This is a genomic window from Enterobacter cloacae complex sp. 2021EL-01169 (genome assembly GCF_020733125.1).
Taxonomy (GTDB): Bacteria; Pseudomonadota; Gammaproteobacteria; order Enterobacterales; family Enterobacteriaceae; genus Enterobacter; species Enterobacter roggenkampii.
Map to the genome: position 1 here is coordinate 1 of NZ_JAJFTC010000006.1, position 20,488 is coordinate 20,488.

At 55.5% G+C, this 20,488-nt stretch carries 18 protein-coding genes; 10 read left to right on the forward strand and 8 right to left on the reverse strand.

Annotation, left to right across the window (positions count from 1 at the left end):
• The first annotated feature begins 292 nt into the window (after positions 1–292).
• Both LLF79_RS15605 and mdtD read left to right on the forward strand, forming a co-directional pair.
• Entirely contained in the window at positions 293–1,000 is a 708-nt protein-coding gene (locus tag LLF79_RS15605) for a FadR/GntR family transcriptional regulator (RefSeq protein ID WP_021242652.1), read from the forward strand.
• Positions 997–2,430, forward strand: a complete 1,434-nt coding sequence (mdtD, locus tag LLF79_RS15610) for a multidrug transporter subunit MdtD (protein ID WP_021242653.1) — start codon at positions 997–999, stop codon at positions 2,428–2,430. Before LLF79_RS15605 ends, mdtD begins: the two co-directional genes overlap by 4 nt.
• Here the strand turns inward: mdtD and rbsR are convergent.
• The 7 genes from rbsR to kup all read right to left on the reverse strand — a co-directional run bounded on the left by rbsR (position 2,396) and on the right by kup (position 10,335).
• Entirely contained in the window at positions 2,396–3,388 is a 993-nt protein-coding gene (gene rbsR, locus LLF79_RS15615) for a ribose operon transcriptional repressor RbsR (protein WP_021242654.1), read from the reverse strand. The genes mdtD and rbsR overlap by 35 nt on opposite strands.
• A gap of 3 nt (positions 3,389–3,391) precedes the next feature.
• Complete coding sequence (gene rbsK / locus LLF79_RS15620) at positions 3,392–4,321, reverse strand: ribokinase (RefSeq protein WP_206805191.1); 930 nt, start codon at positions 4,319–4,321, stop codon at positions 3,392–3,394.
• A 108-nt stretch (positions 4,322–4,429) separates the two neighbouring features.
• Complete coding sequence (gene rbsB / locus LLF79_RS15625) at positions 4,430–5,320, reverse strand: ribose ABC transporter substrate-binding protein RbsB (protein WP_003862397.1); 891 nt, start codon at positions 5,318–5,320, stop codon at positions 4,430–4,432.
• Positions 5,321–5,347: 27 nt separating this feature from the next.
• Positions 5,348–6,313 carry a ribose ABC transporter permease gene (gene rbsC, locus LLF79_RS15630; RefSeq protein WP_021242657.1) on the reverse strand — a complete coding sequence of 322 codons (966 nt, stop codon included), beginning with the start codon at positions 6,311–6,313 and terminating at the stop codon, positions 5,348–5,350.
• Positions 6,314–6,317: 4 nt separating this feature from the next.
• The gene (gene rbsA / locus LLF79_RS15635; protein WP_039024557.1) at positions 6,318–7,823 is read right to left on the reverse strand and encodes a ribose ABC transporter ATP-binding protein RbsA; all 1,506 of its coding nucleotides are present in this window, start codon (positions 7,821–7,823) and stop codon (positions 6,318–6,320) included.
• Between the two features lie 7 nt (positions 7,824–7,830).
• The gene (rbsD, locus tag LLF79_RS15640) at positions 7,831–8,250 is read right to left on the reverse strand and encodes a D-ribose pyranase (RefSeq protein ID WP_008503495.1); all 420 of its coding nucleotides are present in this window, start codon (positions 8,248–8,250) and stop codon (positions 7,831–7,833) included.
• A gap of 216 nt (positions 8,251–8,466) precedes the next feature.
• Complete coding sequence (gene kup / locus LLF79_RS15645; RefSeq protein WP_021242659.1) at positions 8,467–10,335, reverse strand: low affinity potassium transporter Kup; 1,869 nt, start codon at positions 10,333–10,335, stop codon at positions 8,467–8,469.
• A gap of 222 nt (positions 10,336–10,557) precedes the next feature.
• Here kup and ravA point away from each other — a divergent pair, with 222 nt between their 5' ends.
• Positions 10,558–12,054: an ATPase RavA gene (gene ravA, locus LLF79_RS15650; RefSeq protein ID WP_063435645.1), complete on the forward strand. Its 1,497-nt coding sequence runs from the start codon at positions 10,558–10,560 to the stop codon at positions 12,052–12,054.
• Entirely contained in the window at positions 12,048–13,499 is a 1,452-nt protein-coding gene (viaA, locus tag LLF79_RS15655; protein WP_008500200.1) for an ATPase RavA stimulator ViaA, read from the forward strand. The genes ravA and viaA overlap by 7 nt, the downstream gene beginning before the upstream one ends.
• Here viaA and asnA read toward each other — a convergent pair whose 3' ends face one another.
• The gene (asnA, locus tag LLF79_RS15660; protein ID WP_206805187.1) at positions 13,500–14,492 is read right to left on the reverse strand and encodes an aspartate--ammonia ligase; all 993 of its coding nucleotides are present in this window, start codon (positions 14,490–14,492) and stop codon (positions 13,500–13,502) included.
• Between the two features lie 151 nt (positions 14,493–14,643).
• Here asnA and asnC point away from each other — a divergent pair, with 151 nt between their 5' ends.
• The 6 genes from asnC to atpB all read left to right on the forward strand — a co-directional run bounded on the left by asnC (position 14,644) and on the right by atpB (position 20,458).
• Positions 14,644–15,102, forward strand: coding sequence for a transcriptional regulator AsnC (asnC, locus tag LLF79_RS15665; protein ID WP_008500198.1), 459 nt, complete (start codon positions 14,644–14,646; stop codon positions 15,100–15,102).
• A 90-nt stretch (positions 15,103–15,192) separates the two neighbouring features.
• A complete protein-coding gene (gene mioC, locus LLF79_RS15670) occupies positions 15,193–15,642 on the forward strand; it encodes an FMN-binding protein MioC (protein WP_206805186.1) in 450 nt (149 codons plus the stop codon).
• Positions 15,643–16,016: 374 nt separating this feature from the next.
• Positions 16,017–17,906 (forward strand): tRNA uridine-5-carboxymethylaminomethyl(34) synthesis enzyme MnmG, encoded by a 1,890-nt coding sequence (mnmG, locus tag LLF79_RS15675; RefSeq protein ID WP_008500196.1) that lies wholly within the window; start codon positions 16,017–16,019, stop codon positions 17,904–17,906.
• 107 nt (positions 17,907–18,013) lie between these two features.
• The gene (gene rsmG, locus LLF79_RS15680; protein ID WP_023345142.1) at positions 18,014–18,637 is read left to right on the forward strand and encodes a 16S rRNA (guanine(527)-N(7))-methyltransferase RsmG; all 624 of its coding nucleotides are present in this window, start codon (positions 18,014–18,016) and stop codon (positions 18,635–18,637) included.
• A 616-nt stretch (positions 18,638–19,253) separates the two neighbouring features.
• The gene (gene atpI, locus LLF79_RS15685; protein ID WP_008500194.1) at positions 19,254–19,634 is read left to right on the forward strand and encodes a F0F1 ATP synthase subunit I; all 381 of its coding nucleotides are present in this window, start codon (positions 19,254–19,256) and stop codon (positions 19,632–19,634) included.
• An 8-nt stretch (positions 19,635–19,642) separates the two neighbouring features.
• Positions 19,643–20,458, forward strand: coding sequence for a F0F1 ATP synthase subunit A (gene atpB / locus LLF79_RS15690; protein ID WP_008500193.1), 816 nt, complete (start codon positions 19,643–19,645; stop codon positions 20,456–20,458).
• The last annotated feature ends 30 nt before the right edge of the window (positions 20,459–20,488 follow it).

The following is a 20,488-nucleotide window of genomic DNA, read 5'->3' on the forward strand; positions in this document are numbered from 1 at the left end:
CTGCGGCGCGGGGTGTGCATATTACGCTTTCCCGCTTCAGAGTCAAGCGTTTATTTTCGCTATTCTCTGCTGACCCGGCGGCGTGTGTGCCGTTGTTCCGTGTCAGTGGAGGCGCATTATAGGGAGTTATTCTGACGTGACAAGAGGAAATTTAAAAAAAGTTTTCATCCGCGTTTTTTTTCACCAACAGAGGTGAAATCAAGCTACAAATTGTTCTATTTGATGTATCTGCAACCACAATCACATTCGCGGTGGCATAATTATCAGCATGAATCTTTAAGGAATAAAAGCGATGCCATTAAGCGCGCAACAGCTGGCCGCCCAAAAAAACCTGTCTTATGTGCTGGCCGAAAAGCTGGCTCAGCGGATTTTAGCGGGTAAATATGCCCCGGGAAGCATCCTGCCGGGTGAAATGGAGCTGGGTGAGCAGTTTGGGGTGAGCCGTACCGCCGTGCGCGAAGCGGTGAAAACCCTGACGGCAAAAGGTATGGTGCTTCCGCGCCCTCGTATTGGCACACGCGTGATGCCACAAAGTAACTGGAATTTTCTCGATCAGGAGCTGCTCTCCTGGTGGATGACGGAAGACAACTTTCATCAGGTTATCGATCACTTTCTGGTAATGCGCAGTAGCCTTGAGCCTCAGGCATGTCTGCTTGCTGCCACGCTTGGAACAGCAGAGCAGAAAGCGCAGCTTAACGCGTTGATGGAAGAGATGGTGTTCCTGAAAAAACACTTCAACCGCGAACGCTGGGTTGAGGTCGATATGGCCTGGCATGAACATATCTATATGATGAGCGCCAATCCGTTCCTCACCTCTTTTGCCTCGTTATTCCATTCGGTGTACCACACTTACTTTACCTCTATTACACAAGACGACGTGGTAAAACTGGAATGGCACCAGGCGATAGTGGATGCCATTCAGGAAAGCGACGGCCAGCGAGCCCTGAGTGCGTGCCAGGCATTGCTGGCAGCGCCAACCCACCAGCAGGTAAATAAATGACAAAGAAAAAAGCGCGCAGCATGGCCGGATTGCCGTGGATTGCAGCCATGGCGTTTTTTATGCAGGCACTGGATGCCACCATCCTCAACACCGCGCTTCCCGCTATTGCGCAAAGCCTCAACCGTTCCCCGCTGGCGATGCAGTCCGCCATCATCAGCTATACCCTGACGGTCGCGATGCTGATCCCTGTTAGCGGCTGGCTGGCCGACCGCTTCGGCACCCGCAGAGTTTTCATGCTGGCCGTAACGCTCTTTACGCTCGGTTCGCTGGCCTGTGCGCTCTCCTCGTCCTTAACGGAGCTGGTTATCTTCCGCGTATTACAGGGCATTGGCGGTGCGATGATGATGCCCGTGGCGCGTCTTGCCCTGCTGCGAGCCTACCCGCGAAGCGAACTGCTTCCCGTGCTTAACTTCGTCACCATGCCGGGTTTGGTAGGGCCGATACTTGGCCCGGTACTCGGTGGCGTGTTTGTCACCTGGGCAAGCTGGCACTGGATCTTCCTGATTAATATTCCGATTGGCGTAGCGGGGCTGCTGTATGCCCGCAAATATATGCCGAACTTCACCACGCCAAGGCGCAGTTTCGATATGGGCGGCTTCTTCCTGTTTGGCCTGAGCCTGGTGCTCTTCTCCAGCGGGATGGAGCTGTTTGGCGAGAAGATCGTCGCGACGTGGATGGCGCTCTCCGTTATCCTCGCCGGGATTCTGCTTTTCCTTCTTTATATACGTCATGCGCGCCGCCATCCGACGCCGTTAATCTCTCTTGGGCTCTTCAACACCCGAACGTTTTCCGTCGGGATCGCGGGAAACATTGCCTCGCGTCTGGGGACGGGCTGCGTACCGTTCCTGATGCCGCTGATGCTGCAGGTTGGTTTCGGCTATCCGGCTCTGATTGCCGGCTGCATGATGGCGCCCACGGCGATGGGATCGATTCTGGCAAAATCGACCGTGACGCAGGTGCTACGCTGGTTTGGCTATCGCAAAACGCTGGTTGGCGTGACGGTCTTTATCGGTCTGATGATTGCGCAGTTCTCGCTGCAGTCCGCCTCGCTTCCCGTCTGGATGCTGATCCTGCCGCTGTTTGTGCTGGGCATGGCGATGTCGACGCAGTTCACATCGATGAACACCATCACCCTTGCGGATCTGACCGACGAGAACGCCAGTAGCGGCAACAGCGTGCTGGCAGTCACCCAGCAGTTGTCGATCAGTTTAGGGGTTGCCGTGAGTGCGGCGGTACTGCGGTTTTATGAAGGTTTCGACAGCGCGAACACCGTCGAGCAGTTCCACTATACCTTTATCACCATGGGCGCACTCACCGTCGTTTCAGCGCTGGTCTTTATGCTGTTAAAACCGAAAGACGGCCGAAACCTGATTAAAGAGCGTCACAAAGAGAAAGCTAAACCGAACCGCGTTCCATCAGAACAGGAGTAAGCTGTAGGCGCTGCTGCTGCAGCGTGGGCTGAGCCATTCGGTGGATCAACACATCGATGGCCAGCTCGCCCAGTTCATCTTTTGGCTGATGAATGGTGGTGAGCGGCGGCGTCATATAGCTGGCCAGCTCGATATCATCGTAGCCGATTACCGCCATATCATGGGGAACGCGCAAACCGGCCTGATATAACGCCTGATAGGCGCCAAACGCCATGGCGTCGTTGCCGATAAACACCGCCTGCGGACGCTGCGGTTGCGCCAGCAGCGTCTGCATCGCTTCAAAACCACCGTGAAACTCAAAATCACCGGTAATACGATACCCTTCCGGCACGGAAAGTCCCGCCCGCGCCATCGCGGCGAGATATCCTTCCAGACGCAAACGCGCCGGGGTTTTGTCCAGCGGACCGGTAATGCAGGCAATGCGGGTATAGCCTTTATCGATCAAATACTGAGTGGCCATATCGCCCCCCAGCAGAGAATTATCCTGAATGAGATCGCTGGTGCCGTCGAACGGCGCCCAGTCCATCATCACCGTGGGAATGGAGGGATAACGCTGGATAATCTCTTTCGAAGGCTGGTGCGTTTCGGTACACAGCAGCAGTAGCCCGTCGACGCGTTTTTGCATCAGCGTTTCCAGGTTACGGTTCATGCGCTGCTCGTCCCCTTCGGTATTGCACAGCACCAGGCTGTAGCCACGCTCGAAGCAGCTGCGCTCCACGCCGCGAACCAGCTCAGAATAAAAGGGGTTGGTACTGGCGGTGATCAGCATACCGATCGTACGCGTCTGGTTGAGCTTAAGGCTGCGCGCCAGTGCAGACGGCGCATAGTTGAGATCTTTTACTGCCGCTTCGACTTTTTCCCGAATCGCCTCGCTGACGAAGCGATCGTTATTAATGACGTGAGACACCGTCGAGGTAGAAACGCCCGCCAGGCGGGCGACATCTTTCATTGTGGCCAAGCGTTACTCCTGCTGACTTAAGAATTCATCGATCTCTTTACGCCACGGAACGGAAGGCTGAGCGCCCTTGCGCGTCACCGCAATCGCGGCAGCGGCATGCGCGAAGCGGATCGCATCATCCATTTTCTTGCCTTCCAGCAGCGCGGTCACCAGCGCACCATTGAAGGTGTCTCCCGCTGCGATGGTATCAATCGCCTTCACCTTAAAGCCCGGCACGCGACGGCCTTCACCGTTTACGCTTGCCCATACCCCACGGCTGCCCAGGGTGATGATCACGGTTCCGATGCCTTTGTCGTGCAGCGCACGCGCGGCTCTCGCGGCATCGTCATCGTTTTCAACGCGAATGCCCGTCAGCTTTTCGGCTTCGGTTTCGTTCGGCGTGATGATATCCACCAGCGCCAGCAGCTCGTCTGATAATACACGGGCTGGAGCCGGGTTAAGTACGACAGTGGTATGATTTTCATGCGCAATTTTGGCCGCGGCCAGCACGCTTTCAACCGGCGACTCCAGCTGCATCAGCAGGGCCTCGGCGCCGCCAATGATTGCACGTTGCGCTTCCACGCGCTCCGTCGTCAGCGCTGCGTTAGCGCCAGCATGAATACCGATGACATTCTCACCTTCTGCGTTGACGAAAATCAGCGCCACGCCGGTAGATTCCCCTGCAACAACGCTGACCGGTGCGATATCGATGTTGTCGCTCGCCAGCTGCTTGCGTACGCGCTCGCCGGTATCGTCATCACCCGTGCAGGCGATAAACGCAATATTCGCCCCGCTGCGACCGGCAGCGACGGCCTGGTTTGCCCCTTTACCGCCGAATGCGACCTGATACTGGTTGCCCGTGACGGTTTCGCCCGGTGCAGGGAACGATTCAAGGTTAAGAATGTGATCGGCATTGATACTGCCAAGGACGACGAGGTTGCCTGCGGTTTTCATGTATTGAGGTGTCCATCTGAGAGCGCCACCGGTATTACCCGGTGGCGTATGCCACACTTTTCTTTTATTTGGTGTCCCTCAGGCAGCCAGCGACTGCCTGAATCGCCTTTACTGCTTAATGACCAGTTTCAGGTCAACAGGATATTTGGCCTGAACTTTTTCGCCCTTCAGCACTTTATCGGCAGTTTGCACGCCAGTCGCGCCAATCTGCTCAGGCAGCTGAGCGATGGTCGCAGCCAGTTTGCCATCATTTACTGCTTTTTCACCATCCGGCGTGCCGTCAAATCCGACAACCATCACATCAGATTTACCTGCAGTCTGCAGAGCGCGCAGCGCACCCAGCGCCATTTCGTCGTTCTGCGCGAATACCGCCTGCACGTCAGGATGTGCGGTCAGCAGGTTCTGCATGACGTTCAGACCTTTAGTACGGTCGAAGTCTGCCGGCTGGCTGGCCAACACGTTGAATTTGTGCGCTGCAACCGCCTGCTGGAAGCCTTCGCCACGCTCGCGGGCGGCAGACGTACCGGCAATCCCCTGCAGTTCGATGACTTTAGCGCCTTCACCGGCTTTCTTCGCGATATAGTCACCCGCAATTTTGCCGCCCAGCACGTTGTCAGATGCGATATGGCTCACCACGTCGCCTTTCGTTGCCTGACGGTCCAGAGTGATCACCGGGATCTTCGCCTGGTTTGCCATCTTCACGGCGTTGCCTACGGCATCGGAATCGGTTGGGTTGATCAGCAGAATTTTGGTACCACGAACGGTTAAGTCCTGAACGTTAGCCAGCTCTTTCGCCGGGTTGTTCTGTGAATCCAGTACCACCAGGTTGTAGCCCAGTTTATCGGCTTCTTTCTGCGCTCCATCCTTCAGGGAGACGAAGAACGGGTTGTTCAGGGTAGAGACAACCAGCGCGATGGTATCTTTCGCCATGGCGTTAGCACTTACGGTTGCGCTCAGCGCGACAGCAGAAACCAGGGTAGCCAGTTTTTTCATGTTCATATCTAAGATGTCCTGTAGTGTCGTCAGTTACTGTTTTTTGTTGTCTACCAGTACCGCCAGCAAAATCACCACTGCCTTAACGATCATCTGGTAATAGGAGGAAACACCTAACAAATTCAAACCATTATTCAGGAAACCGAGAATCAGTGCGCCGATCAATGTCCCAACAATGCGACCTTTACCGCCCGCCAGACTCGTACCGCCCAGAACCACTGCTGCAATAGCATCCAGCTCATACCCCGTACCCGCCGTCGGCTGCGCGGAAGAGAGGCGCGCCACTTCGATGATGCCCGCCAGTGACGCCAGCAGACCGCACAGGGAGTACACGATAACTTTGACTTTATTAACGCTAATCCCGGACAAGCGCGTTGCCGCTTCGTTACCGCCCAGCGCATAGATATAACGACCCAGACGGGTATGGTGCAGCATGTACCACGCCGCCAGGAAGACGATAGCCATGATCCAGACCGGGGTCGGGACACCCAGCGGGCGACCGATACCGAACCAGCCAAACAGATCGGCGTTATCGGTGAAGCCGGTATTGACCGGGCTGCCGTTGGTATACACCATGGTCACACCGCGCAGCAGCAGCATCATCACCAGCGTCGCGATGAACGCCTGAACGCGGCCTTTTGCCACAATCACGCCGGTGACGGCACCAATCGCCGCGCCTGCCGCCAGGGCCGCGGCCACGGCCACCAGCGCGTTGACTTCAATCCCGACCAGCGAAGCGGCGATCGCGCCGGTGAGGGCCAGCAGGGAACCGACGGACAGATCGATCCCTGAGGTCAAAATCACCAGCGTCATGCCGACCGCCATAATGGCGTTCACCGACGTCTGCTGCAGAATGTTGAACAGGTTATTTACGGTGAAGAAATTCGGGCTCATGGTCGACACAATCGCGATCAGCACCAGCAGGGCAATGAGCGATTTTTGTTCCATCAGCCACGCCTTTGTGAAATAGCGGCGACCAGAAACAGCCTGGGTAGTCATCTTCTTACTCCTGATTCACGCGATTAAGCTTGCCCACAGCGGCAGCCATCAGAACTTCCTGGGTGGCCTGCTCGCGAGTGAATTCACCGCCGAGATGCCCTTCATGCATGACGATAATGCGATCGCTCATGCCCAATACTTCTGGCATCTCGGAAGAGACCAGAATGATGCTCAGACCGTCGGCCTTGAACTGGTTAATCAGCTGATAGATCTCTTTCTTCGCCCCCACGTCCACGCCGCGGGTTGGCTCATCGAGGATCAACACTTTCGGGCGCGTCATCAGCCCGCGAGCAATCGCCACTTTCTGCTGATTCCCGCCGGACAACAGGCCAATCGCCTGCTCCATCGACGGCGTTTTAACATTAAAGAGACGGATAAAATCGCTGACCGCCTGCTGCTCGTCTTTATGCTTCAGGCTGCCGCCGCTGCGGCTGAAATAGCGCAGCGCGGTCAGGGACATGTTCTCTTTTACCGACATGCCCAGCACTAAGCCGTCGCGTTTGCGGTCTTCGGAGATATAGACGATGCCGTTCGCCAGACCATCCTGCGGGGAGCGGGTGACCACTTCATGGCCGTCGAGGGTGACATAACCGCTGGTGCGCGGCAGTGCGCCGTACAACACTTTCATCAGCTCGGTACGTCCCGCGCCCATCAGGCCCGCCACGCCCAGGATCTCGCCCTGGCGCAGGGTAAAGGTCACGTCGTTCACACCCGGGCCGCAGAGGTTATCCACCTTCAGGCGGATCTCACCCGGCGCTTTATCCAGATGCGGATACTGATCTTCAAGCTTGCGTCCCACCATCATTTCGATGAGCGTATCTTCCGTCAGCGTGGCCACTTCTCGCTCGGCAATAAACTGCCCGTCGCGGAAGACGGTGACGTCATCGCAGATTTCAAAGATCTCTTTCATGCGGTGAGAGATATAGACAATCCCGCGCCCCTGTGATTTCAGCTCGCGGATAACGCGGAACAGGGATTCGGTTTCGGTATCGGTCAGGGCGTCGGTCGGTTCATCCATAATGATGACCTTCGACTCAAAGCTCAGCACCTTCGCGATTTCCACCATCTGCTGATCGCCGATGGAGAGATCGCCGACCAGCCGGTCGCTCTTAAAGCGCAGGTTCAGCTTCGCCAGCAGCTTGTCGGCTTCGGCGTACATGGTTTTCCAGTCGATCTTACCGAAGCGATTCACGAACTCACGGCCGAGGAAGATGTTCTCCGCAATGGTGAGCTGCGGGATCAGGTTCAGCTCCTGGTGAATAATGCCGATACCCGCTTCCTGAGAAGATTTCGGGCCGTTAAAGGTGGTCTCTTTACCCAGCCAGAGGAGCGAACCGGCATCGCGTTGATAGATACCGGTCAGCACTTTCATCATGGTGGATTTGCCGGCGCCGTTTTCGCCCACCAGCGCCATTACGCGCCCGGGGTAAACGTTCAGCGCCGCGCCGGAGAGGGCTTTTACGCCCGGGAACGACTTATCGATCCCTTTGAGTTGCAGTAATGCGTCCATGATGGCCTCAGAAGGTGACGCCAGCACAGAGAATGATATTCGCATACGGGGAACACTCCCCGCTGCGAATCACCGCCTGACTGTCTGCGGTTTGTTGTTTGAATTGTTCGTGCGTTGTGTAACGAATTTCGATGGTGTTTCCCTGGTGTTGTTGCAGCTGCTCAAGATGGCTGAGCAACGTTTCGTGGAGCTGCGGATTATGTTGTTTGATTTCCGCCGCGAGAATAGCCGCCTCAACCTGCATCTCCGCGGTCACCACGTCCAGTACCTGCATAAACGAAGGAACACCCTGCGTTAACGCCATATCAATACGGGTTGTGCTGCGCGGAACCGGTAAGCCTGCATCGCAAACCACCAGCGTATCGGTATGCCCAAGACGGGAAATAACCGACGAGATTTCTGAGTTGAGTACAGTGCCTTTCTTCATTTTCTTGCTCCACTAGCGAAACGTTTCGCTAAAAGGAGTGTAGCGCCAGAAATGTTCAGAAAACCACCATGACGTAACAGATTTGTGATCGACGTCGAAACGTTTCGCTAAGTGAAATATTGATGGGAGAAATTGCCCTGCGGCGCTTCGCTTGCACGGGCCTACGGGTTTGGTAGGCCGGGTAAGCGCAGCGCCACCCGGCATTTTCGAAAGGACTTAAATCTCGACCTGCGTACCCAGCTCTATCACGCGGTTAGGCGGGATCTCAAACTGGTCAGGAGCGCGCAGGGCGTTACGCTGCAGGATGAGATACAGCTTACCGCGCAGGCGCAGGTACCACGGGCGCTTACCGATGATCAGCGACTCGTGGGACATAAAGAACGACGTCTCCATCATCCGGCAGCTTAAGCCTTCCAGACCGCAGCGGTGGAACACCTCTTCCACGTTCGGCGTTTCGCGCCAGCCGTAGCTTGCCACCACGCGCCAGAAGGTCGGGGAGAGCTGCTCAATCTGCACGCGGCGTACGTTGTGAACATATGGCGCATCTTCGGTGCGCAGCGTCAGCAGGATCACGCGCTCGTGCAGCACTTTGTTGTGCTTGAGGTTATGCATCAGCGCGAACGGGATCACGTTCAGGGCGCGAGACATGTACACCGCGGTGCCGGGCACGCGGACCGGCGGGGATTTCTCCAGCGAAGCGATCATCGCCTCCAGAGAATTCCCGTGCTCATGCATACGGCGCAGCAGGCGGAAGCGCTCGCTTTTCCAGGTGGTCATGACGATGAACATCACCAGCCCCAGCGTCAGCGGCAGCCAGCCGCCGGAGACAATCTTGTCGAGGTTCGCAGAGAACAGCGGCACGTCAATACACAGGAAGCCCACCAGAATCATCGCCACGAGGAATTTATTCCAGTGCCAGTTACGGTACGCCACCGTGGTGGAGAGAAGCGATGTCAGCACCATGGTGCCGGTTACCGCAATACCGTACGCCGCCGCCAGGTTGCTGGAGTGCTCGAAGCTGACAATCACAATCACAACAGCGAAGTAGAGCAGCCAGTTAACGAACGGGATGTAGATCTGGCCCGACTCCATCTCTGAGGTATGAATGATGCGCATCGGTGAGAGATACCCCAGACGCACGGCCTGGCGCGTCAGAGAAAACACGCCGGAAATCACCGCCTGAGAGGCAATGACGGTCGCCAGCGTCGCCAGGATCAGCATCGGCACCAGCGCCCAGTCAGGTGCCAGCAGGAAGAACGGGTTCTTGATCGCCTCCGGGTTTTTGAGCAACAGCGCGCCCTGGCCGAAGTAGTTGAGCACCAGCGACGGCAGCACAACCAAAAACCAGGCCACGCGGATAGGCAGCTTTCCGAAGTGACCCATATCCGCATACAGCGCTTCCACACCGGTGATGGAGAGCACGACCGCCCCCAGCGCCACGAAGGAAACTACTTTGTATTCGAGGAAGAAATGCACGGCCCAGTATGGGTTCAGCGCATGCAGCACTTCCGGGTTCGCGATAATGCTGCGTAAACCGAGCGCCGCCAGGATCAGGAACCAGGCCAGCATAATCGGTGCAAACAGTTTTCCCACCAGCCCGGTACCGTGCTTCTGGATCACAAACAGCAGCGTCAACACGATTATCGCCAGCGGGACCACCCACGTATCAAGCTGTGGCGCGATGATCTCCAGCCCCTCTATCGCCGAGAGGACCGAAATCGCGGGCGTGATAACCACCTCTCCATAGAAGAAGCTGCCGCCAATCAGGCCGATAATCACCAGCACGGAGGTCATTCTGGCGGAGGTGTTGCGCCCTGCAAGGGACATCAGGGTCAGGATACCGCCTTCGCCCGCGTTATCAGCGCGCATAACGAAGGAGAGATACTTAACGGAAACGACCAGAATCAGCAGCCAGAAGATGAGGGACAGGAAGCCAAACACGGCATCGCGCTCAACACCAAAGCCAAACTGGCCGGACAAACATTCACGAAGCGTATAAAGCGGGCTGGTGCCAATATCACCGTAGACAACCCCGATCGCCGCAAGCGTAATTGCGGGTAATGATTGCTTATTATCAGTGCTCATAGACTAGTCTTTTCGTTTAAATAACAAATGTGTTCCTGGTCCCTTGGCCCACAAAAAGCGCACAGTATGCACGATTCATTGCAAAATCGTACCCCTAAATGCAACCGCATTAATGTAGCGCAAAGAAAATTGCGCCGCACTTCAGCCTATTACCAGCCCTGACTGAAACGTCTATACTCGCTTCAATTGGCCGCCACGACGGCGAAAGGATGCAAAACTATTATGGCTCACTCACATTTATTAGCAGAAAGAATTTCCCGCCTCAGCAGCGCGCTGGAGAAAGGCCTTTTCGAGCGTAGCCACGCCATTCGCCTGTGTTTACTGGCAGCATTGAGCGGTGAAAGCGTGTTTCTGCTTGGGCCGCCGGGCATCGCCAAAAGCCTGATTGCCCGCAGGCTTAAGTTTGCTTTTAAGAACGCCCGCGCGTTTGAATACCTGATGACCCGCTTTTCCACCCCGGAAGAGGTGTTTGGCCCCCTTTCCATTCAGGCGCTGAAAGATGAAGGACGCTACGAGCGCCTGACAGCGGGGTATCTGCCTGAGGCAGAAATTGTCTTCCTTGATGAGATCTGGAAAGCCGGCCCGGCCATTCTGAACACCCTGCTCACGGCGATAAACGAACGTCGGTTCCGCAACGGCGCCAGTGAAGAGAAAATCCCGATGCGCCTGCTGGTGGCCGCCTCAAACGAACTGCCTGAAGCCGACAGCAGCCTGGAAGCGCTGTATGACCGTATGCTGATCCGCCTGTGGCTGGACAAAGTGCAGGATAAGTCCAATTTCCGTTCCATGCTGGTCAGCCAGCAGGATGAGAACGAGAACCCGGTAGCAGCGTCATTGCAGGTATCAGACGAGGAGTATTACCAGTGGCAGGAAGAGATCGGTAAAATTAAGCTGCCTGATTCCGTCTTCGAGCTGATCTTCATGCTGCGCCAGCAGCTTGATTTACTGCCCTCTGCCCCCTATGTCTCCGATCGCCGCTGGAAAAAAGCGATCCGCCTGCTGCAGGCCAGCGCCCTGTTCAGCGGTCGCGATGCCGTTGCGCCCATCGATCTGATCCTGCTGAAAGACTGCCTCTGGCACGACGCGGAAGGCATGAATCTGATGCAGCAGCAGCTCGACGTTTTGATGACCGGACACGCCTGGGGACAGCAGGCGATGCTCAACCAACTGGGGGCGATTGCCCAGCGGCGCATCCAGCTTCAGCAGCAGCAAAGTGATAAAACCGCGCTGAAAGTGAATCGCCTGGGGGGGATGTTCGCCCGCAAACCGCACTATGAATTACCCCCTGAACTCACCAGCCCGACGCTGACCCTGCTGCTTCAGCAGCCGCTCAAGCTGCATGATATGCAGGTGGTGCACGTGACGATTGAGCGCGAGACGCTGGCGCAGTGGCTGGATAAGGGTGGAGAGATCCGTGGAAAGCTCAACGGCATCGGTTTCGCGCAGCCGCTGACCATGGAAGTGGACAGCAGCCAGCACCTGGTGATCCGCGACGTCAGCCTGCAGGGCTCGCGTCTTGCGCTTCCGGGAACCGCCTCTGAGAGCGTCCCCGAAGAGATTAAGCAGCAGCTGGACGCGCTGGACACCGAATGGCACCAGCAGCACACCCGCTTTAGCGAGCAGCAAAAATGCCTCTTTATCCATAGCGACTGGTTAGGCCGCATCGAAGCCAGCCTGCAGGACGTCAGCGCGCAGATCAAACAGGCGCGTCAATGCTAACCCTGGATACGCTTAACGTCATGCTGGCCGTCAGCGAGGAAGGGTTGATCGAAGAAGTGGTGATCACCCTTCTGGCTTCACCGCAGCTGGCGGCCTTCTTTGAAAAATTTCCGAAGCTCAAAAAGGCGATGACCGACGATCTTCCGCGCTGGCGGGATAACCTGCGTCAACGGTTTAAAGAGACCGAAGTCCCCCCTGAGTTAACGGAAGAAGTGGCCTGCTATCAGCAGTGCCAGCGACTTTCCACGTCGCAGTTTATCGTCCAGCTTCCGCAAACCCTGACGTTGCTCGACAAGGTCCACTCCCCGTTTGCCAGCCAGGCCCGGGGGCTGGTCACGGACAACGCCACGTTCACTCCCGCACTGCACACCCTCTTTTTACAGCGCTGGCGCCTCAGCCTGGTGGTGCAGGCCACGACGCTAAACCAGCAGTTGCTGGATGAAGAGCGCGAGCAGCTGCTCAGTGAAGTTCAGGAACGCATGACCTTAAGCGGCCAGCTTGAGCAGGTGCTGGTGGAAAATGAGAACGCGGCAGGGCGTCTCTGGGATATGAGCGCCGGCCAGCTCCGGCGCGGGGACTATCAGCTGATCGTCAAGTACGGCGATTTTCTGGCGCAGCAGCCCGAGCTGATGAAGCTTGCAGAACAGCTGGGACGTTCAAGGGAGGCAAAGTCGGTTCCAAAGAAAGACGCCCCGATGGAAACCTTCCGCACCCTGGTGCGTGAGCCGGCCACCGTTCCAGAGCAGGTCGACGGGCTCCAGCAGAGCGATGATATTCTGCGCCTGCTGCCCACGGAGCTGAGCACGCTCGGGATGACCGAGCTGGAGTACGAGTTTTACCGTCGGCTGGTGGAAAAACAGCTCCTCACCTACCGGCTGCACGGCGAAGCCTGGCGCGAGAAAGTCAGCCAGCGGCCGGTCATTCATCAGGATTTTGACGAGCAGCCGCGCGGGCCATTTATTGTCTGCGTGGATACGTCCGGCTCCATGGGCGGGTTTAACGAGCAGTGTGCAAAGGCGTTCTGTCTGGCGCTGATGCGCGTGGCGCTCGCCGATCGCCGCCGCTGCTTCATCATGCTGTTCTCCAGCGAAGTCGTGGGCTATGAGCTGACGAACCAGCAGGGGATCGAGCAGGCAATCCGCTTCCTGAGCCAACGCTTTCGCGGCGGAACCGATCTGGCCAGCTGTTTTCGCAGCATCGTAGAGCGGATGCAGGGCGGCGACTGGTATGACGCTGACGCGGTAGTGATATCCGATTTTATTGCCCAGCGGCTGCCGGATGACGTGGTCAATAAAGTGAAGGAATTACAGCGTGTGCATCAGCACCGTTTTCATGCGGTGGCGATGTCCGCCCATGGAAAACCCGGCATCATGCGCATCTTCGATCATATCTGGCGCTTTGATACCGGGTTGCGTAGCCGCCTGCTCAGACGCTGGCAGCGTTAATTACAGAAGAGAACCGACGCTTTCACGCACCTGCTGCGGCCAGACGCCACACTGCACCTGACCAATATGGGGCAGCTGTAGCAGCAGCATGGTCAGACGGGACTGGCCGATACCGCCGCCAATCGTCTGCGGCATTTCCCCACGCAGCAGCGCCTGGTGCCACTCCAGTTTGAGACGATCTTCATCTCCAGTCACCGCCAGCTGGCGCTTCAGCGCGTCAGCATCCACGCGGATCCCCATAGAAGAAAGCTCGAATGCGTCTTCCAGCACCGGGTTCCAGACCAGAATATCGCCGTTCAGCCCGGCAAATTCGCCCTCACCGGTGGTGCTCCAGTCATCATAATCCGGCGCACGAACGTCGTGGCGTTTGCCATCAGACAGTTTGCCGCCGATCCCAATCAGGAACACCGCCCCGAGCTCTTTGGCGATCGCCCGCTCGCGGCCTTTGGCATCCAGATCCGGGAAACGGGTCAGCAATTCCTGGCTGTGTACAAAGTGGATCGTTTCCGGCAGGAACGGCGGCAGACCAAACGCTTTGCTTACGGCCGCTTCGGTCGCTTTGATCCCGGCGTAGATCGCCTCAACGGTAGACTTCAGCGTGCCAACGTGGCGCTCACCATCGCCCATCACGCGCTCCCAGTCCCACTGGTCAACGTAAACGGAATGAATGGGAGACAGGCGGTCTTCATCGGGGCGAAGGGCTTTCATGTGCGTGTAGAGCCCTTCGCCCGCGCTGAAGTCATGTTGTCCCAGGGTCTGACGCTTCCACTTCGCCAGTGAATGAACCACTTCGAACTGGGCGTCTGGCAGCGTTTTCACTTTTACCTGTACCGCTTTTTCGCATCCAGAGAGGTTATCCTGCGTCCCGTCACCCACGCGGCTGAGGATCGGGGCCTGGACTTCAATCAGCCCAAGCTTCTCTTCCAGCTGGCGGGAAAAATGGGATTTTACGAAACTGATCTGGCGTTGTTTTGCGATGTAAGCGGTTTTCATTATTTATACTCCTGCGTCCTGTTGATATTGATTAAGCAACAGAAATGGCACCTTATTCAATAACCCATCAACAAAAAGCCGCCTTCACTTTTGATTCGATAAAATAAGGCGCTAGAATAGAGTGATTCATTAATCTTCATAAGAAAAAGCTATGGAAAATTATCAGATCGACAATCTCGACCGCGGCATTCTGGAGGCGTTAATGGCCAATGCCCGTACCGCCTACGCCGAACTGGCGAAACAGTTTGGCGTCAGCCCGGGAACCATTCACGTTCGCGTAGAGAAGATGAAGCAGGCGGGGATCATTACCGGCGCGCGCATTGACGTCAGCCCGAAGCAGCTGGGTTACGACGTCTGCTGCTTCATCGGCATCATTCTAAAAAGCGCCAAAGACTACCCTTCCGCCCTGGCGAAACTGAACGCGCTGGATGAAGTCACCGAGGCGTACTACACCACCGGGCACTACAGCATCTTTATTAAGGTCATGTGCCGCTCCATCGACGCCCTTCAGCAGGTACTTATCAACAAGATCCAAACAATCGATGAAATTCAGTCCACCGAGACACTGATCTCCCTGCAAAACCCGATCATGCGTACCATCCGCCCGTGATCGGGCAAATTCATTCCCACATTTTCCACAGGTAGATCCCAACTCGTTCACAGCGTACAATGGCCGTCTCTTTATCTGAGCGAGCGATCAATGGCGGACATTACCCTTATCAGCGGCAGCACCCTTGGCGGTGCGGAATACGTAGCGGAACATCTGGCTGAAAAGCTGGAAGAGGCGGGCTTTTCCACGGAAACCCTGCACGGCCCGTTGCTGGAAGATCTCCCGACTGACGGGGTCTGGCTGCTGATCACCTCCACGCACGGCGCGGGCGATCTGCCGGATAACCTGCAACCTTTATATGATGAACTGCTGGAACAGCAGCCCGACCTGTCAAACGTCCGTTTTGGCGCAGTGGGGATCGGCAGTCGTGAATATGACACCTTTTGCGGGGCAATAGAGAAAGTCGAAGCCGCTGTGACCTCCTGCGGAGCAAAACAGCTGGGTGAAACGCTCAAGATCAACATCCTCGATCATGACATTCCGGAGGATCCAGCCGAGATCTGGCTCGCGGAATGGAAAAAATTACTCAAAAACGATTAAAGATCGCGCGAACAGATGTGGATAACTCTGGTTAAAAGCTCGTATTAACCCGTAGTTATCCAAAGAACAACCGTAGCGCAGTTTTTAGCCTGTGTATAAAGTCGCGATCTGATCCCAGCTTATACGGCCCAGGATCACCGATCATTCACAGCAAACGATCCTTTCTAACTGCATGATCTTCTTTATGAGATCGGACTTATCCACACGGGTTCGCGATCCTAATAAGAGATCACAATAGAACAGATCTCTAAATAAAAAGATCTTCTTTTTAATAGCCCAGGATCCCAATGCTTTCTCGAAAGACTAAAGTTGAGTAGAATCCACGGCCCGGGCTTCAATCCATTTTCTTACCGCTTTACGCGAGGCAGACCACCATGTTTTATCAGGATCCTTTTGACGTCATCATCATTGGCGGGGGTCACGCAGGCACTGAGGCCGCAATGGCCGCAGCGCGAATGGGTCAGCAGACCCTGCTTTTGACACACAATATCGACACGCTGGGACAAATGTCCTGTAATCCGGCGATTGGCGGCATTGGGAAAGGACACCTGGTAAAAGAAGTGGATGCACTTGGCGGCCTGATGGCGAAGGCGATCGATCACGCAGGCATTCAGTTTAGGATACTAAACGCCAGTAAAGGCCCCGCTGTGCGTGCGACCCGTGCTCAGGCAGACCGCGTACTTTATCGCCAGGCGGTACGTACCGCGCTGGAGAACCAGCCGAACCTGATGATCTTCCAGCAGGCGGTTGAAGATCTTATCGTTGAGAACGATCGCGTCGTGGGCGCCGTGACCCAGATGGGCCTCAAATTCCGCGCCAAAGCCGTGGTGTTGACCGTGGGTACCTTCCTTGACGGTAAAATTCATATTGGTCTGGATAACTACAGCGGCGGCCGTGCTGGCGATCCGCCGTCTATCCCATTATCTCGCCGTCTGCGCGAGCTGCCGCTGCGCGTCAGCCGCCTGAAAACCGGCACGCCGCCGCGTATTGATGCGCGCACCATTGATTTCAGCGTGCTGGCGCAACAGCACGGTGATAACCCAATGCCGGTCTTCTCGTTTATGGGCAATGCGGCACAGCATCCGCAGCAGGTGCCGTGCTACATCACGCACACCAACGAGAAAACCCATGACGTGATCCGCAATAACCTCGATCGCAGCCCGATGTACGCTGGCGTGATCGAAGGGATCGGTCCACGCTACTGCCCGTCGATCGAAGACAAAGTGATGCGCTTTGCCGATCGCAACCAGCACCAGATCTTCCTGGAGCCGGAAGGGTTGACCTCAAACGAAATTTACCCGAACGGCATCTCCACCAGCCTGCCGTTCGACGTACAGATGCAAATTGTTCGCTCAATGCAGGGCATGGAGAACGCAAAAATCGTTCGCCCTGGCTACGCTATTGAGTACGATTTCTTCGATCCGCGTGACCTGAAGCCGACCCTGGAGAGCAAATTCATCCACGGTCTGTTCTTCGCGGGTCAGATTAACGGCACCACCGGCTACGAAGAAGCGGCTGCACAGGGCCTGCTTGCCGGTCTGAACGCCGCGCGCTTCTCTGCTGAGAAAGAGGGCTGGGCTCCGGCGCGTTCTCAAGCTTATCTGGGCGTGCTGGTTGACGATCTCTGCACGCTGGGTACCAAAGAACCGTACCGTATGTTTACCTCTCGCGCGGAATATCGCCTGATGCTGCGTGAAGATAACGCCGACCTGCGTCTGACCGAAATGGGCCGCGAGCTGGGTCTGGTCGATGACGAGCGCTGGGCGCGCTTCAACGAGAAGCTGGAGCGCATTGAGCAGGAACGTCAGCGTCTGAAAACCACATGGGTGAATCCGCAGGCGGAAACCGCTGCTGAAGTGAACGCTCACTTAACCGCGCCGCTGTCGCGCGAAGCCAGCGGTGAAGATCTGCTGCGCCGTCCAGAAGTCACCTACGAGAACCTGGTCAAACTGACCGCGTTCGCGCCGGGCCTGGAAGACGCTGAAGCGGCAGAGCAGGTCGAGATCCAGGTGAAGTACGAAGGTTACATCGCCCGTCAGCAGGATGAGATCGAAAAACAGCAGCGTAACGAAAACACGCTGCTGCCGGAAATGCTGGACTACCGCCAGGTGACGGGCCTTTCCAACGAAGTGATCGCCAAGCTGAACGATCACAAACCGGTGTCGATCGGTCAGGCATCCCGCATCTCGGGCGTGACCCCGGCGGCGATTTCGATCCTGCTGGTGTGGCTGAAAAAGCAGGGCATGCTGCGCCGTAGCGCATAATTGACATTGCTTTTGGCGGGTGGCGCTTCGCTGACCCGCCCTACTTATTCGTAGGCCCGGTAAGCGGCAGCGCCACCGGGCAAAAAAACTCTCAACAGGTATTCACCGTGCTCAACAAACTCTCTCGTCTGCTGGATCAGGCAGGTATTTCGCTCACCGATCACCAGAAAAATCAGCTGGTGGCCTATGTCGATATGCTGAATAAATGGAACAAAGCGTACAACCTGACGTCTGTTCGCGACCCCAACGAGATGCTCGTTCGCCACATTCTCGACAGCATCGTGGTTGCTCCCTGGCTAAAAGGTGAACGCTATATCGACGTGGGGACGGGCCCTGGTCTGCCGGGTATTCCGCTGTCGATTGTTCGCCCTGAGAGCCATTTCACGCTGCTGGACAGCCTTGGCAAACGCGTGCGCTTTTTGCGCCAGGTACAGCATGAGCTGAAGCTTGAAAACATCACGCCCGTGCAGAGCAGGGTAGAGGAGTTCCCGGCAGAGCCGCCGTTTGACGGGGTTATCAGCCGCGCATTTGCGTCGCTCAACGATATGGTGAGCTGGTGCAAGCACTTACCTGCGGAGAATGGCCGCTTTTATGCGCTGAAAGGGCAGTTGCCAGGCGATGAGATTGAACAGCTTCCGGACGGTTTTGCTGTCGAGTCTATTGAGAAATTACAGATTCCTCAGCTCGAAGGCGAACGTCACCTGGTGATAATTAAGCCAAACAATTTTTAAAAAATTAATAAAAAATGTGGAATTCGTGCTGTTCTTATCATGTTAAAAAACAGCACAACTACCGGGGATTTACCGAGGAGCTTTTAACCTCTGCTTCACTAAGGTTTTTCTTCCGGTTAACGAAGCAACCGTTATTCACCGAGAAGATAGTCATCTTTGAAAATATAAGTCTGCTAAAAGTGGAAGGCAGTAACCAGAACGCAATGTTAATTATTTATTAAGAATGTCAATAAAAGGTTTTTATTGTGTACTGGGCTGTTTTGAAAATAGTTGCGACATTTTGCGTTTAATTTCATAAAGATAAATTTCTGCGATTTGCGCCTTTGATAAATACAACCTTATCGCAAATGTGTGTTTTGTGATCTCGTGCACGCTTTATCGACAACGTTTTCGCGCTGTTTGCAGTTTTGGTCGAAGGTTGACGCTTTCAGCGAAAGTTAAAAAATAGCGGTGGGGAAAAATATTTAAACATTTATTCACCTTTTCGCTACTTAATGTTTGAAATCACGGGTGCGCACCGTATAATTTGACCGCTTTTTGATGCTTGACTCTGAGCCTTAAAGGACGTTTTATACGACACGCGGCATACCTCGAAGGGAGCAGGAGTAAAAACGTGATGTCTGTGTCGCTCTTGAGTAGAAACGTTGCTCGTAAGCTTCTGTTCATTCAGTTTCTGGCTGTGATAGCAAGTGGACTGCTGTTTAGCCTCAAAGACCCCTTCTGGGGCATCTCCGCCGTGTGCGGGGGTTTGGCGGTTGTGCTGCCAAACGTGTTGTTTATGATTTTTGCCTGGCGTCATCAGGCGCATACACCTGCCAAAGGCCGCGTGGCCTGGTCCTTCGCCCTCGGCGAAGTGTGTAAGGTGTTGCTGACCTTTGCTCTACTGGTGATGGCGCTGGCGGTTTTGAAAGTGGTCTTCATGCCGCTGATAGCAACGTGGGTTTTGGTGCTGGTGGTACAAGTTCTGGCTCCAGCTGTAATCAATAACAAAGGGTAAAAGGCATCATGGCTTCAGAAAATATGACGCCGCAGGATTACATAGGTCACCATCTGAATAACCTTCAGCTGGACCTGCGTACATTCTCGCTGGTGGATCCACATAACCCCCCGGCCACCTTCTGGACGATCAACATCGACTCCATGTTCTTCTCGGTGGTTTTGGGTCTTCTGTTCCTGGCCATGTTCCGCGGTGTTGCTAAACGAGCGACCAGCGGTGTACCAGGGAAATTCCAGACCTTCATCGAAATGATCATCGGCTTCGTCCATGGCAGCGTCAAAGACATGTACCATGGCAAGAGCAAGCTGATTGCTCCGCTGGCGCTGACCGTGTTCGTTTGGGTCTTCCTGATGAACCTGATGGACCTGCTGCCAATCGATCTGCTGCCGTTTATTGGCGAGCACATCTTCGGCCTGCCTGCACTGCGTGTTGTACCGTCTGCGGACGTGAACATCACCCTGTCGATGGCGCTGGGCGTGTTTATCCTGATTCTTTTCTACAGCATCAAAATGAAAGGCGTAAGCGGCTTTGTGAAAGAGCTTACCTTGCAGCCGTTCAACCACTGGGCGTTTATTCCGGTCAACCTGATCCTGGAAGGCGTTAGCCTGCTGTCCAAACCTGTTTCACTGGGTCTGCGACTGTTCGGCAACATGTATGCGGGTGAGCTGATTTTCATTCTGATCGCGGGTCTTCTGCCGTGGTGGTCACAGTGGGTTCTGAATGTGCCGTGGGCCATTTTCCACATCCTGATCATTACGCTGCAAGCCTTTATCTTCATGGTTCTGACGATCGTCTATCTGTCGATGGCGTCTGAAGAGCACTGATTTTTTACCAACACTACTACGTTTTAATTG

What these genes read in the sequence shown, in the direction of transcription:
- LLF79_RS15605 (WP_021242652.1), top strand. Translation starts at nt 293, where the DNA reads ATGCCATTAAGCGCGCAACAGCTGGCCGCCCAAAAAAACCTGTCTTAT.
- mdtD (WP_021242653.1), top strand. Translation starts at nt 997, where the DNA reads ATGACAAAGAAAAAAGCGCGCAGCATGGCCGGATTGCCGTGGATTGCA.
- rbsK (WP_206805191.1), bottom strand. Translation starts at nt 4,321, where the DNA reads ATGAAAACCGCAGGCAACCTCGTCGTCCTTGGCAGTATCAATGCCGAT.
- rbsB (WP_003862397.1), bottom strand. Translation starts at nt 5,320, where the DNA reads ATGAACATGAAAAAACTGGCTACCCTGGTTTCTGCTGTCGCGCTGAGC.
- rbsC (WP_021242657.1), bottom strand. Translation starts at nt 6,313, where the DNA reads ATGACTACCCAGGCTGTTTCTGGTCGCCGCTATTTCACAAAGGCGTGG.
- rbsA (WP_039024557.1), bottom strand. Translation starts at nt 7,823, where the DNA reads ATGGACGCATTACTGCAACTCAAAGGGATCGATAAGTCGTTCCCGGGC.
- rbsD (WP_008503495.1), bottom strand. Translation starts at nt 8,250, where the DNA reads ATGAAGAAAGGCACTGTACTCAACTCAGAAATCTCGTCGGTTATTTCC.
- kup (WP_021242659.1), bottom strand. Translation starts at nt 10,335, where the DNA reads ATGAGCACTGATAATAAGCAATCATTACCCGCAATTACGCTTGCGGCG.
- ravA (WP_063435645.1), top strand. Translation starts at nt 10,558, where the DNA reads ATGGCTCACTCACATTTATTAGCAGAAAGAATTTCCCGCCTCAGCAGC.
- viaA (WP_008500200.1), top strand. Translation starts at nt 12,048, where the DNA reads ATGCTAACCCTGGATACGCTTAACGTCATGCTGGCCGTCAGCGAGGAA.
- asnA (WP_206805187.1), bottom strand. Translation starts at nt 14,492, where the DNA reads ATGAAAACCGCTTACATCGCAAAACAACGCCAGATCAGTTTCGTAAAA.
- asnC (WP_008500198.1), top strand. Translation starts at nt 14,644, where the DNA reads ATGGAAAATTATCAGATCGACAATCTCGACCGCGGCATTCTGGAGGCG.
- mioC (WP_206805186.1), top strand. Translation starts at nt 15,193, where the DNA reads ATGGCGGACATTACCCTTATCAGCGGCAGCACCCTTGGCGGTGCGGAA.
- mnmG (WP_008500196.1), top strand. Translation starts at nt 16,017, where the DNA reads ATGTTTTATCAGGATCCTTTTGACGTCATCATCATTGGCGGGGGTCAC.
- atpI (WP_008500194.1), top strand. Translation starts at nt 19,254, where the DNA reads ATGTCTGTGTCGCTCTTGAGTAGAAACGTTGCTCGTAAGCTTCTGTTC.
- atpB (WP_008500193.1), top strand. Translation starts at nt 19,643, where the DNA reads ATGGCTTCAGAAAATATGACGCCGCAGGATTACATAGGTCACCATCTG.